This window comes from Rhizobium aethiopicum (assembly GCF_900094625.1).
Lineage (GTDB): Bacteria > Pseudomonadota > Alphaproteobacteria > Rhizobiales > Rhizobiaceae > Rhizobium > Rhizobium aethiopicum.
In genome coordinates, this window is sequence record NZ_FMAJ01000001.1 from 478115 (window position 1) to 495910 (window position 17796).

A 17796-nucleotide genomic window follows, 5' to 3' on the forward strand; every position below is an offset into this window, starting at 1 on the left:
GGCGTCCCAAGGACTGTCAAAGCGGGATCTGGGTTGAACCCGACCCGTGCCGCAGGTCACTGGATATAGGGAAGAAGCTCGACCGCGCCGCGATAAATCATGTCAAGCGAGACATAGAGGATGATCAGCAGACCGACATACGCGATCCAGCGATGACGGCTGAGCAGCCGGGCGATGAAGTGCGCCGCGATGCCCATCAGCGCGATCGACAGGCCAAGGCCGATGACCAACACGCTCGGATGTTCGCGCGCGGCGCCCGCAACGGCGAGCACGTTATCGAGCGACATCGAAACGTCGGCAACGACGATCTGGGTCGCTGCCTGAAAGAAGGTCTTTTTCGGAACGCCTTCGCCGCTTTCGGCTACCTCTTCCTCGTGGTGGCCGTTGCGAAGCTCGCGCCACATCTTCCAGCAGACCCAAAGCAGCAGCAGGCCGCCGGCCAGCAGCAGGCCGACGATCGCCAGCAGGTAGACGGCAACACTGGCAAAAAGAATACGCAGGATCGTTGCGGCAAGAATGCCGATGACGATCGCCTTTCGCCGTTGCGTGGCCTCAAGGCCGGCAGCGGCGAGACCGATAACCACGGCGTTGTCGCCGGCGAGAACAAGGTCGATAGCAATGACCTGCAGCAAAGCCGTCATACCGGCTGCCGTGAAGATGTCCATATGAAATGTCCCCTATACGTCAAGTGCCGTGCTAGCGTCTCGACGGTTTGACGTCAACCGCCGAGGGATAGAACAGACGGTGCAATTCACTGCCTGATGCATCCGAAAAGATAGGCGACAACGTTATGGAACTGCAGGTGGAATAGCGCCGGGCCGTTGCCATTGCGTGGAACATTCATCGCGGCCGCCGGTTCTTCAAGTCAGAAACCAGGCGTCGGTTCGACGGCTGGAACGAGACATCGAGAGGAGCGTTCCGTGAGCAACATTCACAACGATACCAATCCGGCTTTTTCAGGCCCGATGGGCGGCGGCAGCCTTACCGCATTTTTCGACAGCCGGTCAGAAGCCGAATCCGCGGTCTCCCGTCTCGAGGACGCGGGCGTGCCGGTCGCTAGAATAAGATTGATGCCGGGATATGAGGCGGATGAAACAAATGCCGGCGTCATGAGCGACGATCGCAGCGGCTTCTTCGATGCGCTGGCCGACTTCTTCTTCCCGGACGAGGATCGGGCGATGTATGCAGAAGGGCTGAGGCGAGGCGGCTTTCTCGTCCAGGTCAATGATATCGACGACGCGCTCTATGAAACCGTTCACGATATTCTGGACGACGAGGGCAGCATCGACATCGATGAGCGAGCTGATCTCTGGTTATCGGAAAGCGGCCGCCAAGGCGGATCCAATACGGGTTTTGCCGGCTCGGCCCGCGGCGGCAGAGCCGCGGAAGACCTGGCGGTGTCCGAAAGCGCATTTGAAGGGTCGTCTGCCGGCGAGGCGCGACCGGTCGCGGTGCGCGATACCGCGCACGGAAGCGCCAAGGTGCGTGCCTATACCTTCACAGGCGGTTCAACGTCATCGGAGCATCCGGATCAGCAGTCGCAGACCCAGTCGCAAGGCGGATCCCATCAGAGCCAGGGTTTCCGGCGCGATCATTGATGTGAACCAAGCCGACGCAATGCCGGGCATCTCTTGGGCTCGCTATTCGAGGAGACGTTCATGCAATCATCCATCAACCGCGACGGCTTTCTTCCGCCCGATCCGGATGAACTGGTCGCGGAAGGAGAACTACCTTTTGCCGATGCGGTCGCCGAGTCCGCACGTGAAAAGGCCGACCAAAGCCTGCACCGACTGCAGCTGGAGCTAAGGCTGTTGCGCGCCCGCATTGGCCTGCTGCGTGAGGATGCGGAAGCAGCGCTGAAAGCCAAGGCAACGTCAGTCGATGCAAATGCGCATGTGCAGCTCGGGGATTATCCTTGGTTTAAGCTCGCGATCGCCACCGGTGTAGCCTTCGCGGTAGCGAGGGTCATCAGGAACCTGCCATTCGGCGTATTGCTGGCCGGACTTGCCGGTCACGCTTCGCAGGCGAGACGGTGGTGAATAATCGGCCGGGTTCGAGCCGGACGACGGAGAAGACGTCGGTCAGGCAAGGACGTAAGCTTTTGGCGTAGCTGGCAAAGGTTTTCGTTCCATAATCTATCTTATGTGATCTACGTTTTACGTCGGGTGGGTTCTATTTCCAAGTGCGACATGCCGGTAGGAATACTGGCTCCGAGCGAGCGCGCCGCCTCTCCCCGGCCGGCAAGATATGTGGGTGCGCGCGCGGACTGACGACATGTGACCCACATTGGCCTCCCGATTGCGCCTGGTCGGTTTAGCTTTGCCTTAAAGAAACTGTGCAACGATGAGGCCTATCATCCAAACCGGCGATCTGATGAAATTTCGAAAAGATCAAAAAATAGCGCGCAGCTGCGCGGGCTCCCTACCCAGCTATGCGATCGCCTTCGCTCCGGCAATATTTGCGGCCATTATTGCAATCATCGTCGTCTGGGTGGCAACGAACTGGCGGCTGGAGCGAACTTTGGCTGATGAACGCTCGATCGTTGCCGGAGAGCTTGCCACAATCTCATCCCGGCTGCAGACGAACTTCAATAGCAATGTGAAGCTGTTGCAAGGACTGGCGGCCGGTATCGCCGTCGATCCAGCAATGGGTCAGAACGGATTTTCCAAACTTGCCGCACAGATCCTGCAGCCTGAGTCCCAATTGCGAAGCTTCGCCGCGGCCCCGGACATGGTTGTCAGATGGGTCTATCCCGAAAAAGGAAATGAAAGGGCTATCGGGCTCGACTACCGAAAGAATGAGAAGCAAAGGGCCGCCGCGATGCTGGCGCGCAACACCCACAATATCGTGTTGACTGGCCCGGTCGAACTTGTCCAAGGCGGAACGGCTTTCGTGGTCAGGTGCCCGGTTTATACCGATGACGGAAATAGCCAGATCTTCTGGGGCCTGCTTTCCGGAGTCATAGATATTCCAAGGCTTTATGCAGACAGTGGTCTCGGTTCGACCGAGCTGGAGATTGCCATCAGCACCGCCCCGGAGCCGAATTCCTCGAAACAGGTTTTTCTCGGCAGCCTGGAGACCTTTCAAAAGGAACCGGTCTTGGCAAATGTCGATATGACCTACGGCAGATGGACCCTCGCCGCGCGTCCCAAGCATGGATGGGGTAGAAATAGCGGGATCGGCACCTTCGAGGCTTATGCCAGCCTGTTGGCCTTCTGTGTCGTTGCACCCATCGTCTGGGTCGGCTTTCTGACCAAGTCGCGCCAAGGAACCATTGAAAAACTTCGCCTGCACAAGAAGAAGCTCGTTCGTGCGCGGCAGCGGCTGGAATACCTGTCGCTGCACGACGCCCTGACGGGGCTTGCTAATCGACGGTTCGTCGACCAGATGATCTCGCAACCGCCGCGGCCGGGTCCGCAAGATTGCCTGATTCTCATTCATATCGACCTTGACCGGTTCAAGGAGATCAACGACACGAAAGGCCATGCCGGCGGCGACATCGTCCTGCAAACAACGGCTTCGCGCCTCGCCGATCTGACCGGCCCAAACGACGTCGCGGCTCGGATCGGCGGCGACGAATTCATATTCGCCAGCTGGAGCGCCAATCCCGAGCCGAGGGCAACGGAAATGGCCAAGCAGATTGTCGATGCGCTCCAGCGGCCCGTCTTCATCGATGGAGCGGCATATGTGGTCGGAGCAAGCGTCGGTGTCGCCTGGGAGGCGGAACCGGCTCGCGGAGACCTCGGTCAATTGCTCCTGAATGCCGATCTGGCTCTGTACGAGGCGAAGAAGGCGGGCCGTGGCCGCGCGGCCATTTTCACTGAAGAGCTACGCACCGCCGCAATTCATTCGAAGGAATTGGCGGATGAATTCAACCAAGCGCTCGAACGTGATGAACTCGTCGCGTTCTTCCAGCCGCAGTTCAATGCAAACAACTTGACTATCGCAGGCGTCGAAGCGCTCGCCCGGTGGGATCACCCGCGGCGAGGACTGCTCGGCCCGAACGAGTTTCTCGGTGCTGCGGAAAGGCTCGGGCGTAGCGGCGACATGGACAGGCTGATCCTGCAAAAGGCCCTGTTCGAGCTGACGAGATGGGACGGCTTGGGGATGAGCATCCCACGGGTTTCAGTCAATATCTCGGCGCGCCGGCTGGCGCAGGCAAATCTGCTCGCCGAGCTGTCCGAGCTTCCGGCAGCGAGGGGGCGGCTGTGTTTCGAGCTGCTGGAAACGATATCCTTCGAGGAGCTTCAGCCTGCTCTCAACGAGGTAATTCCAGCCATCAAAGCGCTCGGTATTGAGATCGAGATCGACGATTTCGGTACGGAACATGCCAGCATCGTCAGCTTGCTTCGATTTGAGCCCCGAAGGCTTAAGATCGATCGAGAGATCATCAAGCCGATCATCGCCTCCCCTTCTCAACGCCGTCTGGTCTCCTCAATTATCGAAATCGGCCGATCACAGAACATCGACATCGTAGCCGAAGGCGTGGAGACAATGGAGCACGCGAAGATCCTGAAAGATCTCGGCTGCCACTTGCTGCAAGGCTACGCCCTGGCCCGCCCAATGACCTCGGAGCAGTTGATCGAATTTTGCCGCAGGAGGAACAAGGGAACGGCCGAGGCAGGCCGCTAGCGTCGGCCTCGGGCTCAAACGGCAACGAGCGTGACATCCTGGTCGTCGGTCGCCGGCTATTAGTGCTTGCAGGTCTTCGTCGGCAGGTTCATTCTTACTCCTGTTGAAGCCCACCGGCTGCGGCCGTCATGCCGTTGCACACAGGGTTGTCGTGAGATGCCTGCGATGGAATGCGCCGGCTGCGGTTTTGATATTCAGAGCGGTTTTGCTTTCTGTCCGCGATGCGGCGCAAGGCAACCCCTCTCCTGCGCGGCCTGCGGCTATCCATGTCAGCCCGATTTTGCCTTCTGCCCGAAATGCGGTGCATCGATCCCGGGCAAAGCCCAGCCCGCCGCGAAGCCGATCATCGCGGCGGTACCGGCTCAATCCGATGGCGATGCCGACCGGCGGCCGGTGACGGTGCTGTTTGCCGATCTCTGCGGCTTCACGACGCTGAGCGAGCAGATCGACCCCGAAATCATGCGGGTGCTGCAGAACGAATTGTTCGAAGAGATGACCCAAGCGGTGGAAGCCTACGGCGGCTTCGTCGACAAATTTGTCGGCGATGCACTGCTGGCGCTGTTCGGGGCGCCGGTCGCCCATGAGGACGATCCGGTGCGGGCGCTCGGCGCAGCACTTGATATGATCGAACGGGCCACTGCGGTCGGCACGCGCTGGCAGTCGCGTGCCGGCGTGCCGCTGCGTCTTCATATCGGTATCAATAGCGGGCCTGTCGTCACCGGCGGCTTCGGCGCCGCCAGTACCAAATCCTATTCGGTGACCGGTGACACGGTGAACACCGCGCAACGGCTGCAATCCATGGCCGGCGAAAACGATATTCTGGTCGGTCCGCTGACATACCGCCTCACCCGCCATGCCTTTGCCTTCGACAGTCTCGGCGCGCAGACCCTGCGCGGAAAGATTGGAAACGTCCTCGTGCATCGGCTCACCGGGCTGCTGGAGGCGCCGCATACGGCGCGCGGGCTCGAAAGTTTCGGCCTACAGGCGCCGATGGTCGGGCGGGACGCGGAATTGGCGCGCCTGCTGACCTGCCTCGACCTTGCTTGTAACGGCGCCGCGCAGCTTGTCCGCCTGATCGGTGAAGCGGGCATCGGCAAGTCGCGTCTGGCTACCGAATTCGTCGGAGTCGCAGCCAATGCGGCTCGCTTCCCTGGCCTTGCCATCCGCAAGGCCACCTGCTCTCCCCTCGGCGAACAATCCTACGGCACGCTCGCTGCGGTCGTGCGCAGCGCCTACGGGATCGGCGAGCGCGACGCTCCCGACAAGACGCGACAACTGCTGACGACGGGGTTTCGAGCGCTCGATCTCACGCCGGATGACATCGAGGCGCTTTTGCCGCTCTTTCTGCATGTCCTCGGCCTCGGCGATCCCGATGGCGCGCTGCGGCACATCGAGCCGGAACAGTTGCGGCGGCAGATCTTCTATGCGGTCCGCACCGTTTTCGAGCGGCGGCTGGCGCAAGGTCCTCTCCTGCTTGTCATCGAGGACCTCCACTGGGCGGATGCCGCCTCGCTGGAGGTGCTCCGCTTCATGATGGACCGGCTGGAGCGCAGCCGGCTGATGCTGCTTGCGGTCTACCGGCCGACGTCGCAGACCGACCCCCTGAACTCCCATCGCGTCAGCGTCACCGTACAGCGTCTCGGCCCCCTCCTCGCTGCCGATGGGCAGAAGCTGCTTGGCGCCTTTTTCGGCGAGGGTCACGGCAAATTGCCGGCGCCGATGCGCAAGCGCATCCTTGAGCGCGCTGGCGGCAATCCGCTGTTCATCGAAGAAATCCTGCGCGGACTGATCGACATGGGCACGCTGCACAATGACGGTCAGCGCTGGCATGTCGCGGCCGAAGACACCGACGTCGACATACCGGTCAATCTGCAGGCGCTGCTGCTCGCCCGCGTCGACCGGTTGCCCCAGGAGATCAGGCGTTTGGCGCAGGAGGCGGCGGTCGTCGGCCCGAAGTTCGATACCGCCCTGCTCCGCAAGGTCGCGACCGACCCGGCCTCCATCGATGCGGCGCTGGATTATCTCTGCGATGCCAACATCATCGAGGAATTGCATGGACCGGACGCGGTGATATCGCCGGGCTATCGCTTCAGCCAGACGCTGATGCACGACGTCATCTACCACAATCTGCTGCTGCAACGGCGCATGGAGCTTCACCGACGGATCGGCAGAGCCCTGGAACATCGATATGGCATCGCGCCGGATCGCGCAGAGCATCTGGCGCAGCTCGGTCATCATTTCAGCCTGACGACCGAAAAGGCCAAGGGCGCGAGCTATCTGATGGCGGCGGGCGATCTGGCCCGCAAGACATATGCCAATGACGATGCCATGCGTCTCTACCGTCAGGCGCTTTCGGCCTTTGCCGACGAGCCGGAGGTGACGCCGGAGCAATCGGCGCTGCTGGAGCGCCTTGGCGATCTCTGCGGTCCTGCAGGCCGGCGCGACGCCGCCCTGAACCATTATCAGCAAGCACTCGCCACCCACCGCTTGAAAGAGGATCGGATCGCCGCCGCGAGGATCTTGCGCAAGATCGGTCATCTGCATCTCGATGCGGGACGCCGCGATCTGGCGGAGACCCATTGCGCCGAAGCCGAAGCCATGATCGCAGCCATCGATGCGCCGGTCGAACATGCCCATCTCCTGCAGGAACGCGGCCACCTCGCCTTTCGCATGGGCGATCAGGCTGCTGCCGCCGAATGGGCCACACAGGCGCTGCAATGCCTGCAGACGCTGCCGATTGACGGAACGACGGAGGCAGGACGGGAGGCAGCGCGGGCGATGGCGGAGGCGCTGAACACCAAGGGTGCGGCGCTGGCGCGGCTCGGACGTCGACGCGATGCCGTGCAGGAGGTGGAGCGCAGCCTCTCGGTCGCCGAGAAGGCCGATCTGCAAAGCGCCGCCTGCCGTGCCTATTCCAATCTCGGCGTCCTCTACACGATTGTCGATCCCGCCAACGCCATCAAGATCTGCCGGCGCGGATTGGAGCTCGCCACCCGTATCGGTGATCTCGGCTTTCAGGCGCGTCTTCTCGCCAACCTCGCGGTCTCCTGCTGCACCTTCACCGATCGCTGCTCAGCCGAGGGCGTGCCGGCTGCGGAGAAGGCGGTCGAAATCGACCGCGCGCTCGATCAGCGCGACCATCTCTCCGTGCCGCTGATCGTGCTAGGGCAGATTCACCAATGTCATGGGCAGCCGAAGCTAGCTCGTAAGTATTACGAGGAAGCCCTTGAGGTCGCGAAGGAAATTGACGAGCCGCAACTGCTGTTTCCGTGCTATGATGGCTTGGCAACGCTGAGCCTCGAACATGACGACATGGACGAAGCGGAACGGTATTTCACGCTGGCGCAGGATGTATGCATCCGCCACAAGCTCGACCCTGGCACATTCGTCGTCTTGCCGTTTCTCGACTGAAGGTTTTGCGGAGCGACGATCGCTCGACATGCGACTACCCCAAGCGATTCAAACGCATAAAAGGAGGAACGCACAATGCAGGAGAACCACGCCGATAGACCATTACAACCTGGAGATCGCGCACCCAATGTGGTGCTGGATGCAATCACCCGCCATGGCAAGATCGCCATCGATGATTTTCGCGGCCAGAAGCCGGTGCTCGTCGGCTTGTTCCGCGGCCTGCATTGCCCCTTTTGCCGTCGGCAGATCGCCGCAATGGCCGAACTCACCGATGCATTGCAGGAGAAGGGCATCGACAGCCTGACAGTCGTCAATACGCCAATCGAGCGCGCGCGCCTCTATTTCCGCTACCATCCGCTTCCCAATTTGCTGGCGGCCTCAGACCCCGAACGGGTATCGCACAGAGCCTTCGGCCTGCCCAATATTGAGTTCACCGAATCCGAGAACGACTGGCCGCACAAGGTCAGCATGAGCACCATGTCCTCAATGCGGATCGATATGCCGGGCGAGCTACCAGAGCCCATGGATGTGATGGCTGCCGTCGAATATCTCGACAAGGCCGACGGTTATGAATTCACGGAGGACGACACGCGGATGATCACCACCGGCCACGGACAGCTCGTCGGCGAATTCCTGCTCGACCGCGATGGCGTCGTGCGCTGGTGTTTCACGGAAGTCGAGGAAGGTGGCCGCAACTTGTTCGGCGGTCCCGCCCCTCGCGATGTGATGTCGGCGGCGGCGAACATCGCTGCTTGAGGCCTGTTGCGGCTGCGCTACTGCGCCCTGAAACGGGCGTGGCAGGTCGTGCAGCTCTGCAGCATGAGGTGGAAAACATGTTCCGCTGACATTGCCGCCAGCCCCTGCCCGCTGCGGACGTGAATCCCGAGCGGGCCGCCGCCCATGGCCTCTCCAGGCTTCATCCGCATGCCCGCAGCCATCGGTCCGGGGTTATTCTGTGCGGCGGCGCCGAGCGCAACGGCATAGTCACGCAGGTCGTTCGCGATACGGTCGAACCGCTCGCGCTCCTCAACAATGTTCGGCTTGGCCTTTGATTGCGGGCTGGCCGCGTCGGATGCGAAGTGTCCGGAGAGAACAGAGCCCGATCTGTCGCGGATGGTGTCTGCTGCCCACCTGAACTGGTCGGCATTGTAGCTTGCCGGATCGTTGAACATTCCCGCGATCGTCTTTGCCGCGACGGCCATGGCCTTCATGTCCGCTTGCCGAAGCGCGACGACCTCCTCGGCGGCTGGTGACGGAGCCACGGTCGTCAGGACCGCTCCCACGGTGGAGAGCAGTCCGAACATCTTCGCGAAAAGGGCCTGTTTCATAAGGCTGCGTTTCCAATCCGTCGTGCCGCTTTGCCAGTGATATCCGTTCTCATCTGGGCAGCAAGAGGGCGAGCCTCCTGCCCTGATCAGGCCGCCATCTTGCGGCAGCTTTCGGCGCAGCGGCGGCAAGCATCGACACAGCTCTGCATGTCACCGATCCGCTCGCAATCCTCAGCGCATTGGGCGCAGATTTCGGCGCATTCACGGCAGACATGCTTGTGGTGCTCGGAGCCGATGAGCATGAAATGCGCGGACGTGCGGCAGATCTCCGCACAGGCCATCATCAGCTTGAGGTGGGGCGGACGGGTATGCTCCCCGCCCAGCTCAAGGCAGTGGCCCATGGCCATCGACAGACATTCGCTGTAGCAGCTCAGGCAGTTGGAGATGCAGTTCTTCATTTCGGTCGACATATTATGCATGGTGAAGCCTCCTATTCGACTTCCTTGATGAGGATGGATGCGATCTCAGGCAACGGAAGTCCGGGGAGGCGGATCGATCCTGCGGATGAGAAGCAGCGGCCGATAGGCGGATGGCATCGGTTCATGCCGCATCGAGTCAAAATTCGGAGCGGCGACACCAGCGAAGTCCGGCAGGATCGGACAGCAATGCATCATAGAACAGCAGACCGCGCGTTGTCCGCACGGATGGCCGCGCAGGTGATGCTCACCAGTGATGGCAGAATGCTGGCTTGGAACGGTCGCCTTCGCCGGCGCCACGCCGAGTGGGCTCGCCGCCACCAGTGCGACGAGAACAATTCTGATATAGCGGAATAGGTTCCCAAATCTCATCCGCGGGTTCCCTTCGACGGTAGAACCGTAGCGCCGCAGAAATGTTCCGGGGCCATCCGGCGATCGCGGCCCACTCGTCGATTCGCATGGGATCGAAGGAAGCATTAACGGCAGCCGATTATTCTTCGCCCGCGCGAGGAGAGGATCGATGAGAACTGGTTATTCGCTCGTCCAGATAGGGCTTCACTGGCTGGTCGCCCTTATCGTGCCGGTGCAGTATCTGACTGGCGGCAGCATCGAGAAGATCCATCATGCCCTCCATATGGGGATCACGCCATCCGATTGGGACGTCGTCCAGCACCAGATTCATAACTATGCCGGAATAGCGATCGGCCTGCTGATGGGCGCCCGTCTGGTTCTTCGTCTCCTGCAGCCGCCCGAAGCCGCTGCGCCCGGCACATGGGCCGGCCGAGCCGCCACGGCGCTTCATCACGCCTTCTACGCCGCGATCATCGGACAGGCCTGTACAGGGTTCGTCGCAAGCTACTTCTGGTTCGGGATCGCGCCATATCATGTCATCGGATCGAAGATCATCCTGGCAATGGTGGCGCTGCATCTTGCCGCGGCGGCCTGGCACACGCTGGTTGCCCGTGACGACACGGTCGATCGGATGCTGCTGCCGCGCCGGAAGCAGTCAGCCAAAAACATCTGAGTGGCGAGCGTCACCGCGCGGGGGATGCGCGTCACATAAAGGACTCGAATGTCGGGCATAGACAGGTCCGCAATTGAAAACGGGCTGATTTACCTGTAGCTGTTTGGGAATGGGAAAGATGTACCGAATCACATTGAGCACGCTGCTCGTGATGATGCGGCTGGTGATCGTCGTATCACTGGCGGGGTACTCTCTGGCGAACGCCAGCGCGGCGATGCACGGTTCCCCGTTTCCCGAACTGCAAGTCGCCGCAGAGGTGTCGCCGTCCCATGAAGGCCACGACATGGCGGAAGCGGGCCATCACGACCACTCGCGCATCGACATGTCCGACGATGGCGGTACATCGAACCTCGTCAAGCAGGAATGCTGCAAAGATTTCTGCGGCGGGTTCGGCATCATTTGTGAAAGCCCCGACGTCGGCGGAGCTGTCGTCACCTCGATCCGTCAGTTCGTGGACGACCGCACGACCTTCGGCGAACAGCCGCCGCTCCACCGCCCGCCGAATATCTGAATAGAGACGCGCCCGCTCGATCGGGTCCATTCGGTCGCCGCCTGACTCCGGGCGAGCGCCCGTAGGTTATCTCTTATTCGGAAATTTCATAATGAAACCCTCGCTTTTCGTGGTGGGGCTGCCGCTTGTCATCGGCGGCTGCACATCCACGCTTCCTCCCGACGTGGTCGCGTCTTCCGCCGCGGTCGAACAACCGTCGCCGCGCCCGGCCGCATATCGGTCACCGGTCTCGGGCTATGTCGCCAGGCAGCCCCTCGATCCCAAGCCGTGGCGTAAACAGAACGATCTGCAGTCTCCCGCGAAAGGAGACGCCTCATGATCGGTCCCCGAAAATTAACGGCCGTGCTGGTGTTCCCGCTAGCGCTCGGCGGCTGCGTCACGGGCGGCGACTATTCCAGCAAGCAGGCAGGCTTCGCTTCCGTTGCCGACAAGACCGCCATCGCGACGGCGAAGCAAACGGTCTGGATCCAGAACCAGAATCAGGCACGGTCGGCCGCCGCTGAGGTCAAAAATCTGCTCGCGCGACGGAAAATCCTCGACGCCGAGACGGCGGTCCAGATCGCCCTGCTCAACAATAAGGGCCTTCAGGCTGCCTACGCCGATCTCGGCGACAGTGCGGCCGATGCCTGGCAGTCGACGATGTTCATCAACCCGATAGTCTCGATCGGCGCGACAGGCATCGGCACACCCGGATTGGAGGCCTTCAAGACCATCGAGGGGGTGATCACGACGAACATCCTGGCGCTTGCGACGAGAAACCGCGACGTGGCCATCGCCGACACCCGCTTCCGCCAGGCGCAGCTGAGCGCCGCCGTAAGAACGCTACAGGTCGCCGCCGAGACGCGGCGCGCCTGGATCGGGGCGGTGGCCGCCTGGGAGAATGTCGGGCAGCTGCAACGCGCCCAGGCGACGGCGGACGCCGCTTCCGAACTTGCGGAGAAACTTGGCGAGACCGGCGCGATGACCAAGGGCGCCCAGGCGCGCGAACATGTGTTCGTCGCCGAGCTCGCCGGCGAGACCGCGAAGGCCCGCCTCGCAGCTCGTCTTGCCAAGGAGGAGCTCACACGGCTGATGGGTCTCTGGGGGGCCGACCTGGACTACCAGATTCCGAACAGCCTGCCGCCGCTGCCCAAGGCCGTCGTCCGACGCGATACGATCGAGGCCGAGGCTCTGAGGTATCGCATCGATCTTCAGGTGGCGAAGCTTGAGCTGGAGGCAACCGCAAGGTCGTATGGGCTCACCGAAGCAACGCGTTATATTACCGATCTCGAGATCCTGACTGGCTTCGAAACAGAACGGGAAATCGAGGACGAGGAGAAGACCACCAGAACCACCGGCCAGGTCGAGCTGGAGTTCGCGATCCCGATCTTCGACACCGGCAGGGCGCGGATGCGCAAGGCCGAGTTGGCCTATATGCGGGCGGCGAACCAGCTCGCAGAGAGGGCCGTCAACGTCCGCTCGGAAGCACGCTCGGCATACGAGGCCTATCGCTCGAACTACGACATCGCGCGGCACTACCGCAACAATGTCGTGCCGCTGCGCACCAAGGTCGAGGAAGAATCCCTGCTGACGTACAACGGCATGATCACCAACACCTTCGAGCTGCTCACCGACACGCGCGACAAGATCAACTCCATCCTGCTCTCCGTCAACGCCAAGCGCGACTTCTGGCTCGCCGAAGCCAACCTCGCGCCTGCGATCTATGGCGGCGGCACGACCAACGCGTCGGCAGAGACCGAAGTCGCCGCTGCCTCGGACAGCAGCGGCGGCGGCCATTGAGAAAGGAACCCGACATGTTCAACAGACGACAATTGTTCGGAGCGAGCGCAGCGCTGCTGGCGGCGGGCGCATGGACGAAAACCTCGGCGATGGGGCTGCCGGACGCCCCGACAATGGAATCGGCGGACATGCAACCGCCGCTCCACCCGACTTCTGGCCCGGACTATCAGCCGGTCGTCACCCTCAACGGCTGGACCCTGCCCCACCGGATGAACAACGGCGTCAAGGAGTTCCACCTCGTCGCCGAGCCGGTCGAACGCGAGGTGGCCGACGGCATGACCGCCTATCTCTGGGGCTACAACGGCCAATCTCCGGGTCCGACGATCGAGGCGGTCGAAGGCGACCGGGTGCGCATCTTCGTTACCAACAAGCTGCCGGAGCACACGACGATCCACTGGCACGGCATGATACTGCCATCGGGCATGGACGGCGTCGGTGGTCTGACGCAGCCGCATATTCCCGTCGGCAAGACCTATGTCTACGAGTTCGACCTCGTGAAATCAGGCACTTTCATGTACCACCCGCACTCCGACGAAATGGTGCAGATGGCGATGGGCATGATGGGATTCTTCGTCGTCCATCCCAAGGACCCGCAGTTCATGCGGGTCGACCGCGACTTCGTCTTCCTGCTCAATGCCTACGACATTGATCCCGGCTCCTATGTGCCGCGCGTCATGGAAATGACCGACTTCAACATGTGGTGCTGGAACAGCCGCGTGTTTCCGGACATCAGTCCGCTCGTCGTTTCCAGGAACGACAGGGTCCGGGTGCGGGTCGGCAACCTTACGATGACGAACCATCCCATTCATATGCATGGATATGACTTCGAGGTCACATGCACGGATGGCGGCTGGGTGCGGCCTGAAGCGCGGTGGCCGGAGGTGAGCATCGATATCCCCGTCGGCGCCATGCGCGCCTACGAGTTCGACGCCAAGTACCTCGGCGACTGGGCGATCCACTGCCACAAGTCACACCATACGATGAACGCCATGGGTCACGACATTCCGACCTTCATCGGTGTTGATAAATCGAAGGTCGCGGAGAAGATCAAGAAGCTGCAGCCGGAATACATGCCCATGGGCACCAAGGGCATGGCAGACATGGGCGAAATGGAAATGCCCATCCCCGAGAACACCATCCCGATGATGACCGGCTGGGGGCCGCACGGCCCGATCGAGATGGGCGGCATGTTCTCCGTCGTGAAGGTCCGCGAGGGCATTTCAGCCGACGATTACTCCGATCCGGGCTGGTACGAGAACCCACCCGGGACGCAGGCCTGGGAGTGGACCGGTGAGCTGCCGGACGCGACCAAGGCCAAAGACGCGAAGACGCAAATCACGCCAAAGCCGACGAACGGCTGAGGCTCAATATCCCGCATGAAAAAGGATCTACACATGAAAATTCATTTATTGGCACTGGCGCTCGCAGCGCTTGCAACCCCTGCCCTCGCCTCCGGCAATCACGCCGGCGGTCACGGCGAGAAAATGGCTGTCGGAGAGCCTGGCGACAAGGCCAAGGCGACACAGACGATCCGCGTCACGATGAAGGAAACCGACGACGGAAAGATGTTGTTCACGCCGGCGGTCTTCAATGTCCGCAAGGGACAAACGGTCAAGATCGCGATCAAGAACGCCGGCACAGTCGACCACGAATTTGTGCTCGATCAGCAAGACAAGATCCTGGAGCACAAGAAGGTCATGGAGAAGTTCCCGGAAATGGAGCATGCCGATCCCAATTCCATCCGCCTTCCGGCCGGAGAATCCGGCGAGATCGTTTGGAAGTTCACCACCGACGGCGAGTTCAAATTCGCCTGCCTCATCCCAGGCCACTACGAAGCCGGCATGCACGGCGACGTCAGCGTCGCCGGAAAGTAATGCGCAAAGGAGCCATGAAATGAAAACTGCAATGATCAAAATCGGTGTCGCCGCCCTGCTCGCAGCCAGCTCGGCTTCCGGCGCGTTCGCCCAGGAGTTCACCAAGGGCGTCGTCAACAAGGTCGACGTCAAGGCAAAAAAGGTTACCATCAAGCATGAGGACCTGAAGAACCTCGACATGCCCGCGATGACGATGGTTTTCCGGGTCGAAGATCCGGCTCTCATCGACAAGCTGAAGGAAGGTTCGAGCATTGAGTTCGTCGCCGAGCGCGTGAACGGCAAGCTGATGGTCACCGAAGTCAAGTAGCTGAACTCCTGCCGCCCGGATCCACGTCCGGGCGGCAGCGCAGGAGGAGTGGAGACGATGCATAGGAGAAGATTCATTGCACTGGCGACTTCCGCGATGGCGTTGCCTGTCGGCTGGGCCTTCGCCGCCGCGCCGGTAAAGATGACAGTCTACAAGGACCCGAACTGCGGTTGCTGCCATGAATGGTCGAAGGCGATGGCGGCGGCAGGGTTTTCCGTCGAGGCCCGCGATACCGACGACCTCGCCGCGGTCAAGGCGCGGCTGGGCGTGCCTGGCGACCTGGAGGGATGTCACACGGCCGTGGTCGACGAATATTACCTGGAGGGACACGTGCCGCTCGATGCCATCCGGCGCCTGTTGCGCGAGCGACCGCCGCTCCGGGGGCTCGCCGTGCCGGGAATGCCGCCGGGTTCGCTCGGAATGGGTGATGACCCGCAGGCGTCCTATGACGTCTATGCGATCCCCTCGGGGATCGGTGCGCCATTCGTGTTCATGGAATTCCGCCCCCCGAAGGGCTGACGCCTCGATCGACCGTAATCTGCCGTAAAGCCGATCAGGAGAGCGGGGCGTTGCAGAGCGCTGACCAGAGATCGTGCTTCCAGTCGGTTCCCGGCCGCGCTGAAATGTCGATCGGATAGTCGGCGGAATTTATACGCACGGTGGCGGGCGAAACGCAGCGCACGCTCGCCTTGTGTCTTCCTCCGTCCCGATAAAGCACAGCCCCGCCACGGTCGATTTCCGACAATGTGATGACGACGTCGAAATCGAAAGCCCGATCACGGGCGGGCCCGCCCTCTGCCAGACTGAGACTGACCGACCGGCTGCCGCCGAACGAAGCTGTGTGGAAGACCGCATGCTCGGAAGCCACCGATACCGATGCGGACTGGGCGCAAATGATCAAAGTCAGAAGCACTCGGCGCATTTACCCCTCCCGCGGTCAATGCTCTTCAACCTACCATATTCCAGGACGTTTCGCGACTGGCGGTGGCGACCTCCGCCCGCTACGGCCGCCAGAACGTCTGCATCTCGTCGGGCGTGACCTTGCCGTCCTTGTTGGCGTCCACGCTACCGAAGATCCGCTTGTGGGTCGCCGTCACCTCCTCGAAGGACAGCGCCCCATCCCCGTCGGTGTCAGCGATCGCGAACATGATCTTCATCATGGATCCGCGCGTACCCGTCGTCGGCATGCCCCCCATCATGCCGGGCTGCATCGGCATGCCCCCGGACGAGCCAGGCTGCATCATCATGCACTGCATTGGCATCGTATTGCCTTGACCTTGTCCCATCATGCCAGGCTGCATCATGCCTAATCCGCCCGGCATTGCGCCCTGGCCTTGGGCGGTCGTGTCCGCCATTCCCGACGGCTGGGTCGCCTGCGCCGAGTTCGCGGGATGATGCGGATCCGCCCCGCTCGTCTGCGCAAGGGCGAGCTCTGCACTGCCGACGGCAATCGCCGCGGCCAGCAGGAACGCGTTTGGAATGCTTATCATTCTCATGTCGTTTCTCCTTTTGGTTTGGTCTATATCCGCGTCTGCTTCTCCAAGCTGGAGCAGAATGGATTCGAGTGTCGTGTCCGGCGAACCTGCCGCCGGTCTAGTCGATCGACGAGTTGCGCAGCCTGAGCGATTTGCCGACGAAGGCCATGCAGACGGTCCTGCTATAAGTGCTCCAGGCTGATGAGGAACGGTTATCGTTCATGAATGTCTCGTTGCCGAGCGTTGGTCTTGGGCGTTCGAAAGGAGGCCCGCGGATTCGACCGGATAGCGCCGAGGCGCAATTCGGCATCCTTAGGCAGTAAGACGAGGAGGCCCTAGCGTGGGAGCAGATGCCAGGCCGCTGCCGGTCTGATTGCCAGCGAAAGGAAGAAAAGAAACCTGGGCTGCCGGAACTTCGAGAAGGTCCATCAAGACCGCGGCAGTGCAAGAACCGCATGGCCCTGAGCAGCAGGCCTTGTGGTCGGGTGTTTCAAAGTCGCTCTGACTCGAGACATGGGCATGATTGTGGAGGGGGGAACGTTCGAATTGCTCTTCGACCGAACGGTCATGGCATCGCATCGCTTGCACGCCGGAAGCCGGCACGAACAGAAGCGCTATCGCGACCAGCACGGCCGGCAATGCCTTCGTCCAATCGAAACTGCAGCGGTCGGCGGCCATTGTCCGGCTCCGTTCCCACGGTCAGCCGAAGCGTCGGCTGATGAAGTTGAAGATAGCAGCAATGAACACTCCCGCATAGCCGCCGAAGATAAGGCTTTGCACGATGCCGAGCGCCAGGCTTCGTACATCGAAACCAGTCAACCCCAAATAGAACTGCAGCCAGGGCCTATGCAGACCCCATTCCGGGGCCATGAAACCGAGCAGCATGCACAGCAGGAATGAGATGGTGGCGAAGGCGGCGAGCGTCGCGCCGAGCACCGGCACGGACACACACGCCGGCATCGCCGGGGAGCTTGCAGGTTCAGCATAAAGAACAGTATTTGCCATCGAGCGATCCTCCGACCGGCTGCCGTTGCAGCCT

General features: G+C 61.5%; 19 protein-coding genes. 13 read left to right on the forward strand and 6 right to left on the reverse strand.

Going from position 1 to position 17796, the window contains the following annotated elements:
* Positions 1-56: 56 nt before the first annotated feature.
* Positions 57-665 (reverse strand): TerC family protein, encoded by a 609-nt coding sequence (locus tag GA0061105_RS02420; protein WP_092747755.1) that lies wholly within the window; start codon positions 663-665, stop codon positions 57-59.
* Between the two features lie 255 nt (positions 666-920).
* Here GA0061105_RS02420 and GA0061105_RS02425 point away from each other — a divergent pair, with 255 nt between their 5' ends.
* From GA0061105_RS02425 to GA0061105_RS02445, 5 genes are all read left to right on the forward strand, one after another.
* Positions 921-1598 (forward strand): hypothetical protein, encoded by a 678-nt coding sequence (locus GA0061105_RS02425; protein WP_092747757.1) that lies wholly within the window; start codon positions 921-923, stop codon positions 1596-1598.
* 60 nt (positions 1599-1658) lie between these two features.
* Positions 1659-2039: a hypothetical protein gene (locus GA0061105_RS02430; protein WP_092747759.1), complete on the forward strand. Its 381-nt coding sequence runs from the start codon at positions 1659-1661 to the stop codon at positions 2037-2039.
* A 334-nt stretch (positions 2040-2373) separates the two neighbouring features.
* Positions 2374-4632 (forward strand): bifunctional diguanylate cyclase/phosphodiesterase, encoded by a 2259-nt coding sequence (locus GA0061105_RS02435; protein WP_092748305.1) that lies wholly within the window; start codon positions 2374-2376, stop codon positions 4630-4632.
* A 165-nt stretch (positions 4633-4797) separates the two neighbouring features.
* Positions 4798-8043: an adenylate/guanylate cyclase domain-containing protein gene (locus tag GA0061105_RS02440; protein ID WP_092747761.1), complete on the forward strand. Its 3246-nt coding sequence runs from the start codon at positions 4798-4800 to the stop codon at positions 8041-8043.
* A 75-nt stretch (positions 8044-8118) separates the two neighbouring features.
* Positions 8119-8799 (forward strand): peroxiredoxin-like family protein, encoded by a 681-nt coding sequence (locus GA0061105_RS02445; RefSeq protein WP_064691644.1) that lies wholly within the window; start codon positions 8119-8121, stop codon positions 8797-8799.
* A 17-nt stretch (positions 8800-8816) separates the two neighbouring features.
* Here GA0061105_RS02445 and GA0061105_RS02450 read toward each other — a convergent pair whose 3' ends face one another.
* On the reverse strand, positions 8817-9371 hold the full coding sequence (locus GA0061105_RS02450) for a c-type cytochrome (RefSeq protein ID WP_092747763.1): 555 nt from the start codon (positions 9369-9371) through the stop codon (positions 8817-8819).
* Positions 9372-9457: 86 nt separating this feature from the next.
* Positions 9458-9790, reverse strand: coding sequence for a four-helix bundle copper-binding protein (locus GA0061105_RS02455; RefSeq protein ID WP_092747765.1), 333 nt, complete (start codon positions 9788-9790; stop codon positions 9458-9460).
* 517 nt (positions 9791-10307) lie between these two features.
* Between GA0061105_RS02455 and GA0061105_RS02465 the strand changes: the two genes are divergently transcribed.
* The 8 genes from GA0061105_RS02465 to GA0061105_RS02500 all read left to right on the forward strand — a co-directional run bounded on the left by GA0061105_RS02465 (position 10308) and on the right by GA0061105_RS02500 (position 15801).
* Positions 10308-10811, forward strand: coding sequence for a cytochrome b (locus tag GA0061105_RS02465; RefSeq protein ID WP_092747769.1), 504 nt, complete (start codon positions 10308-10310; stop codon positions 10809-10811).
* A gap of 118 nt (positions 10812-10929) precedes the next feature.
* Complete coding sequence (locus tag GA0061105_RS02470; protein ID WP_092748307.1) at positions 10930-11322, forward strand: hypothetical protein; 393 nt, start codon at positions 10930-10932, stop codon at positions 11320-11322.
* Positions 11323-11413: 91 nt separating this feature from the next.
* Positions 11414-11641 carry a hypothetical protein gene (locus GA0061105_RS02475; RefSeq protein WP_064691640.1) on the forward strand — a complete coding sequence of 76 codons (228 nt, stop codon included), beginning with the start codon at positions 11414-11416 and terminating at the stop codon, positions 11639-11641.
* Positions 11638-13101, forward strand: a complete 1464-nt coding sequence (locus tag GA0061105_RS02480) for a TolC family protein (protein ID WP_092747771.1) — start codon at positions 11638-11640, stop codon at positions 13099-13101. The genes GA0061105_RS02475 and GA0061105_RS02480 overlap by 4 nt, the downstream gene beginning before the upstream one ends.
* 14 nt (positions 13102-13115) lie before the next feature.
* Positions 13116-14462 carry a multicopper oxidase family protein gene (locus tag GA0061105_RS02485; protein ID WP_064691638.1) on the forward strand — a complete coding sequence of 449 codons (1347 nt, stop codon included), beginning with the start codon at positions 13116-13118 and terminating at the stop codon, positions 14460-14462.
* A 33-nt stretch (positions 14463-14495) separates the two neighbouring features.
* On the forward strand, positions 14496-14975 hold the full coding sequence (locus GA0061105_RS02490; RefSeq protein ID WP_092747773.1) for a cupredoxin domain-containing protein: 480 nt from the start codon (positions 14496-14498) through the stop codon (positions 14973-14975).
* 19 nt (positions 14976-14994) lie between these two features.
* The gene (locus GA0061105_RS02495; RefSeq protein ID WP_092747775.1) at positions 14995-15282 is read left to right on the forward strand and encodes a copper-binding protein; all 288 of its coding nucleotides are present in this window, start codon (positions 14995-14997) and stop codon (positions 15280-15282) included.
* 57 nt (positions 15283-15339) lie between these two features.
* Entirely contained in the window at positions 15340-15801 is a 462-nt protein-coding gene (locus GA0061105_RS02500) for a DUF411 domain-containing protein (protein ID WP_092747777.1), read from the forward strand.
* A 34-nt stretch (positions 15802-15835) separates the two neighbouring features.
* Here the strand turns inward: GA0061105_RS02500 and GA0061105_RS02505 are convergent, their stop codons facing one another.
* The 3 genes from GA0061105_RS02505 to GA0061105_RS02520 all read right to left on the reverse strand — a co-directional run bounded on the left by GA0061105_RS02505 (position 15836) and on the right by GA0061105_RS02520 (position 17762).
* Positions 15836-16204, reverse strand: a complete 369-nt coding sequence (locus GA0061105_RS02505; RefSeq protein WP_092747779.1) for a hypothetical protein — start codon at positions 16202-16204, stop codon at positions 15836-15838.
* Positions 16205-16283: 79 nt separating this feature from the next.
* A complete protein-coding gene (locus tag GA0061105_RS02510) occupies positions 16284-16778 on the reverse strand; it encodes an EF-hand domain-containing protein (RefSeq protein WP_092747781.1) in 495 nt (164 codons plus the stop codon).
* A 678-nt stretch (positions 16779-17456) separates the two neighbouring features.
* Positions 17457-17762: a hypothetical protein gene (locus GA0061105_RS02520; protein ID WP_092747785.1), complete on the reverse strand. Its 306-nt coding sequence runs from the start codon at positions 17760-17762 to the stop codon at positions 17457-17459.
* Positions 17763-17796 lie beyond the last annotated feature (34 nt).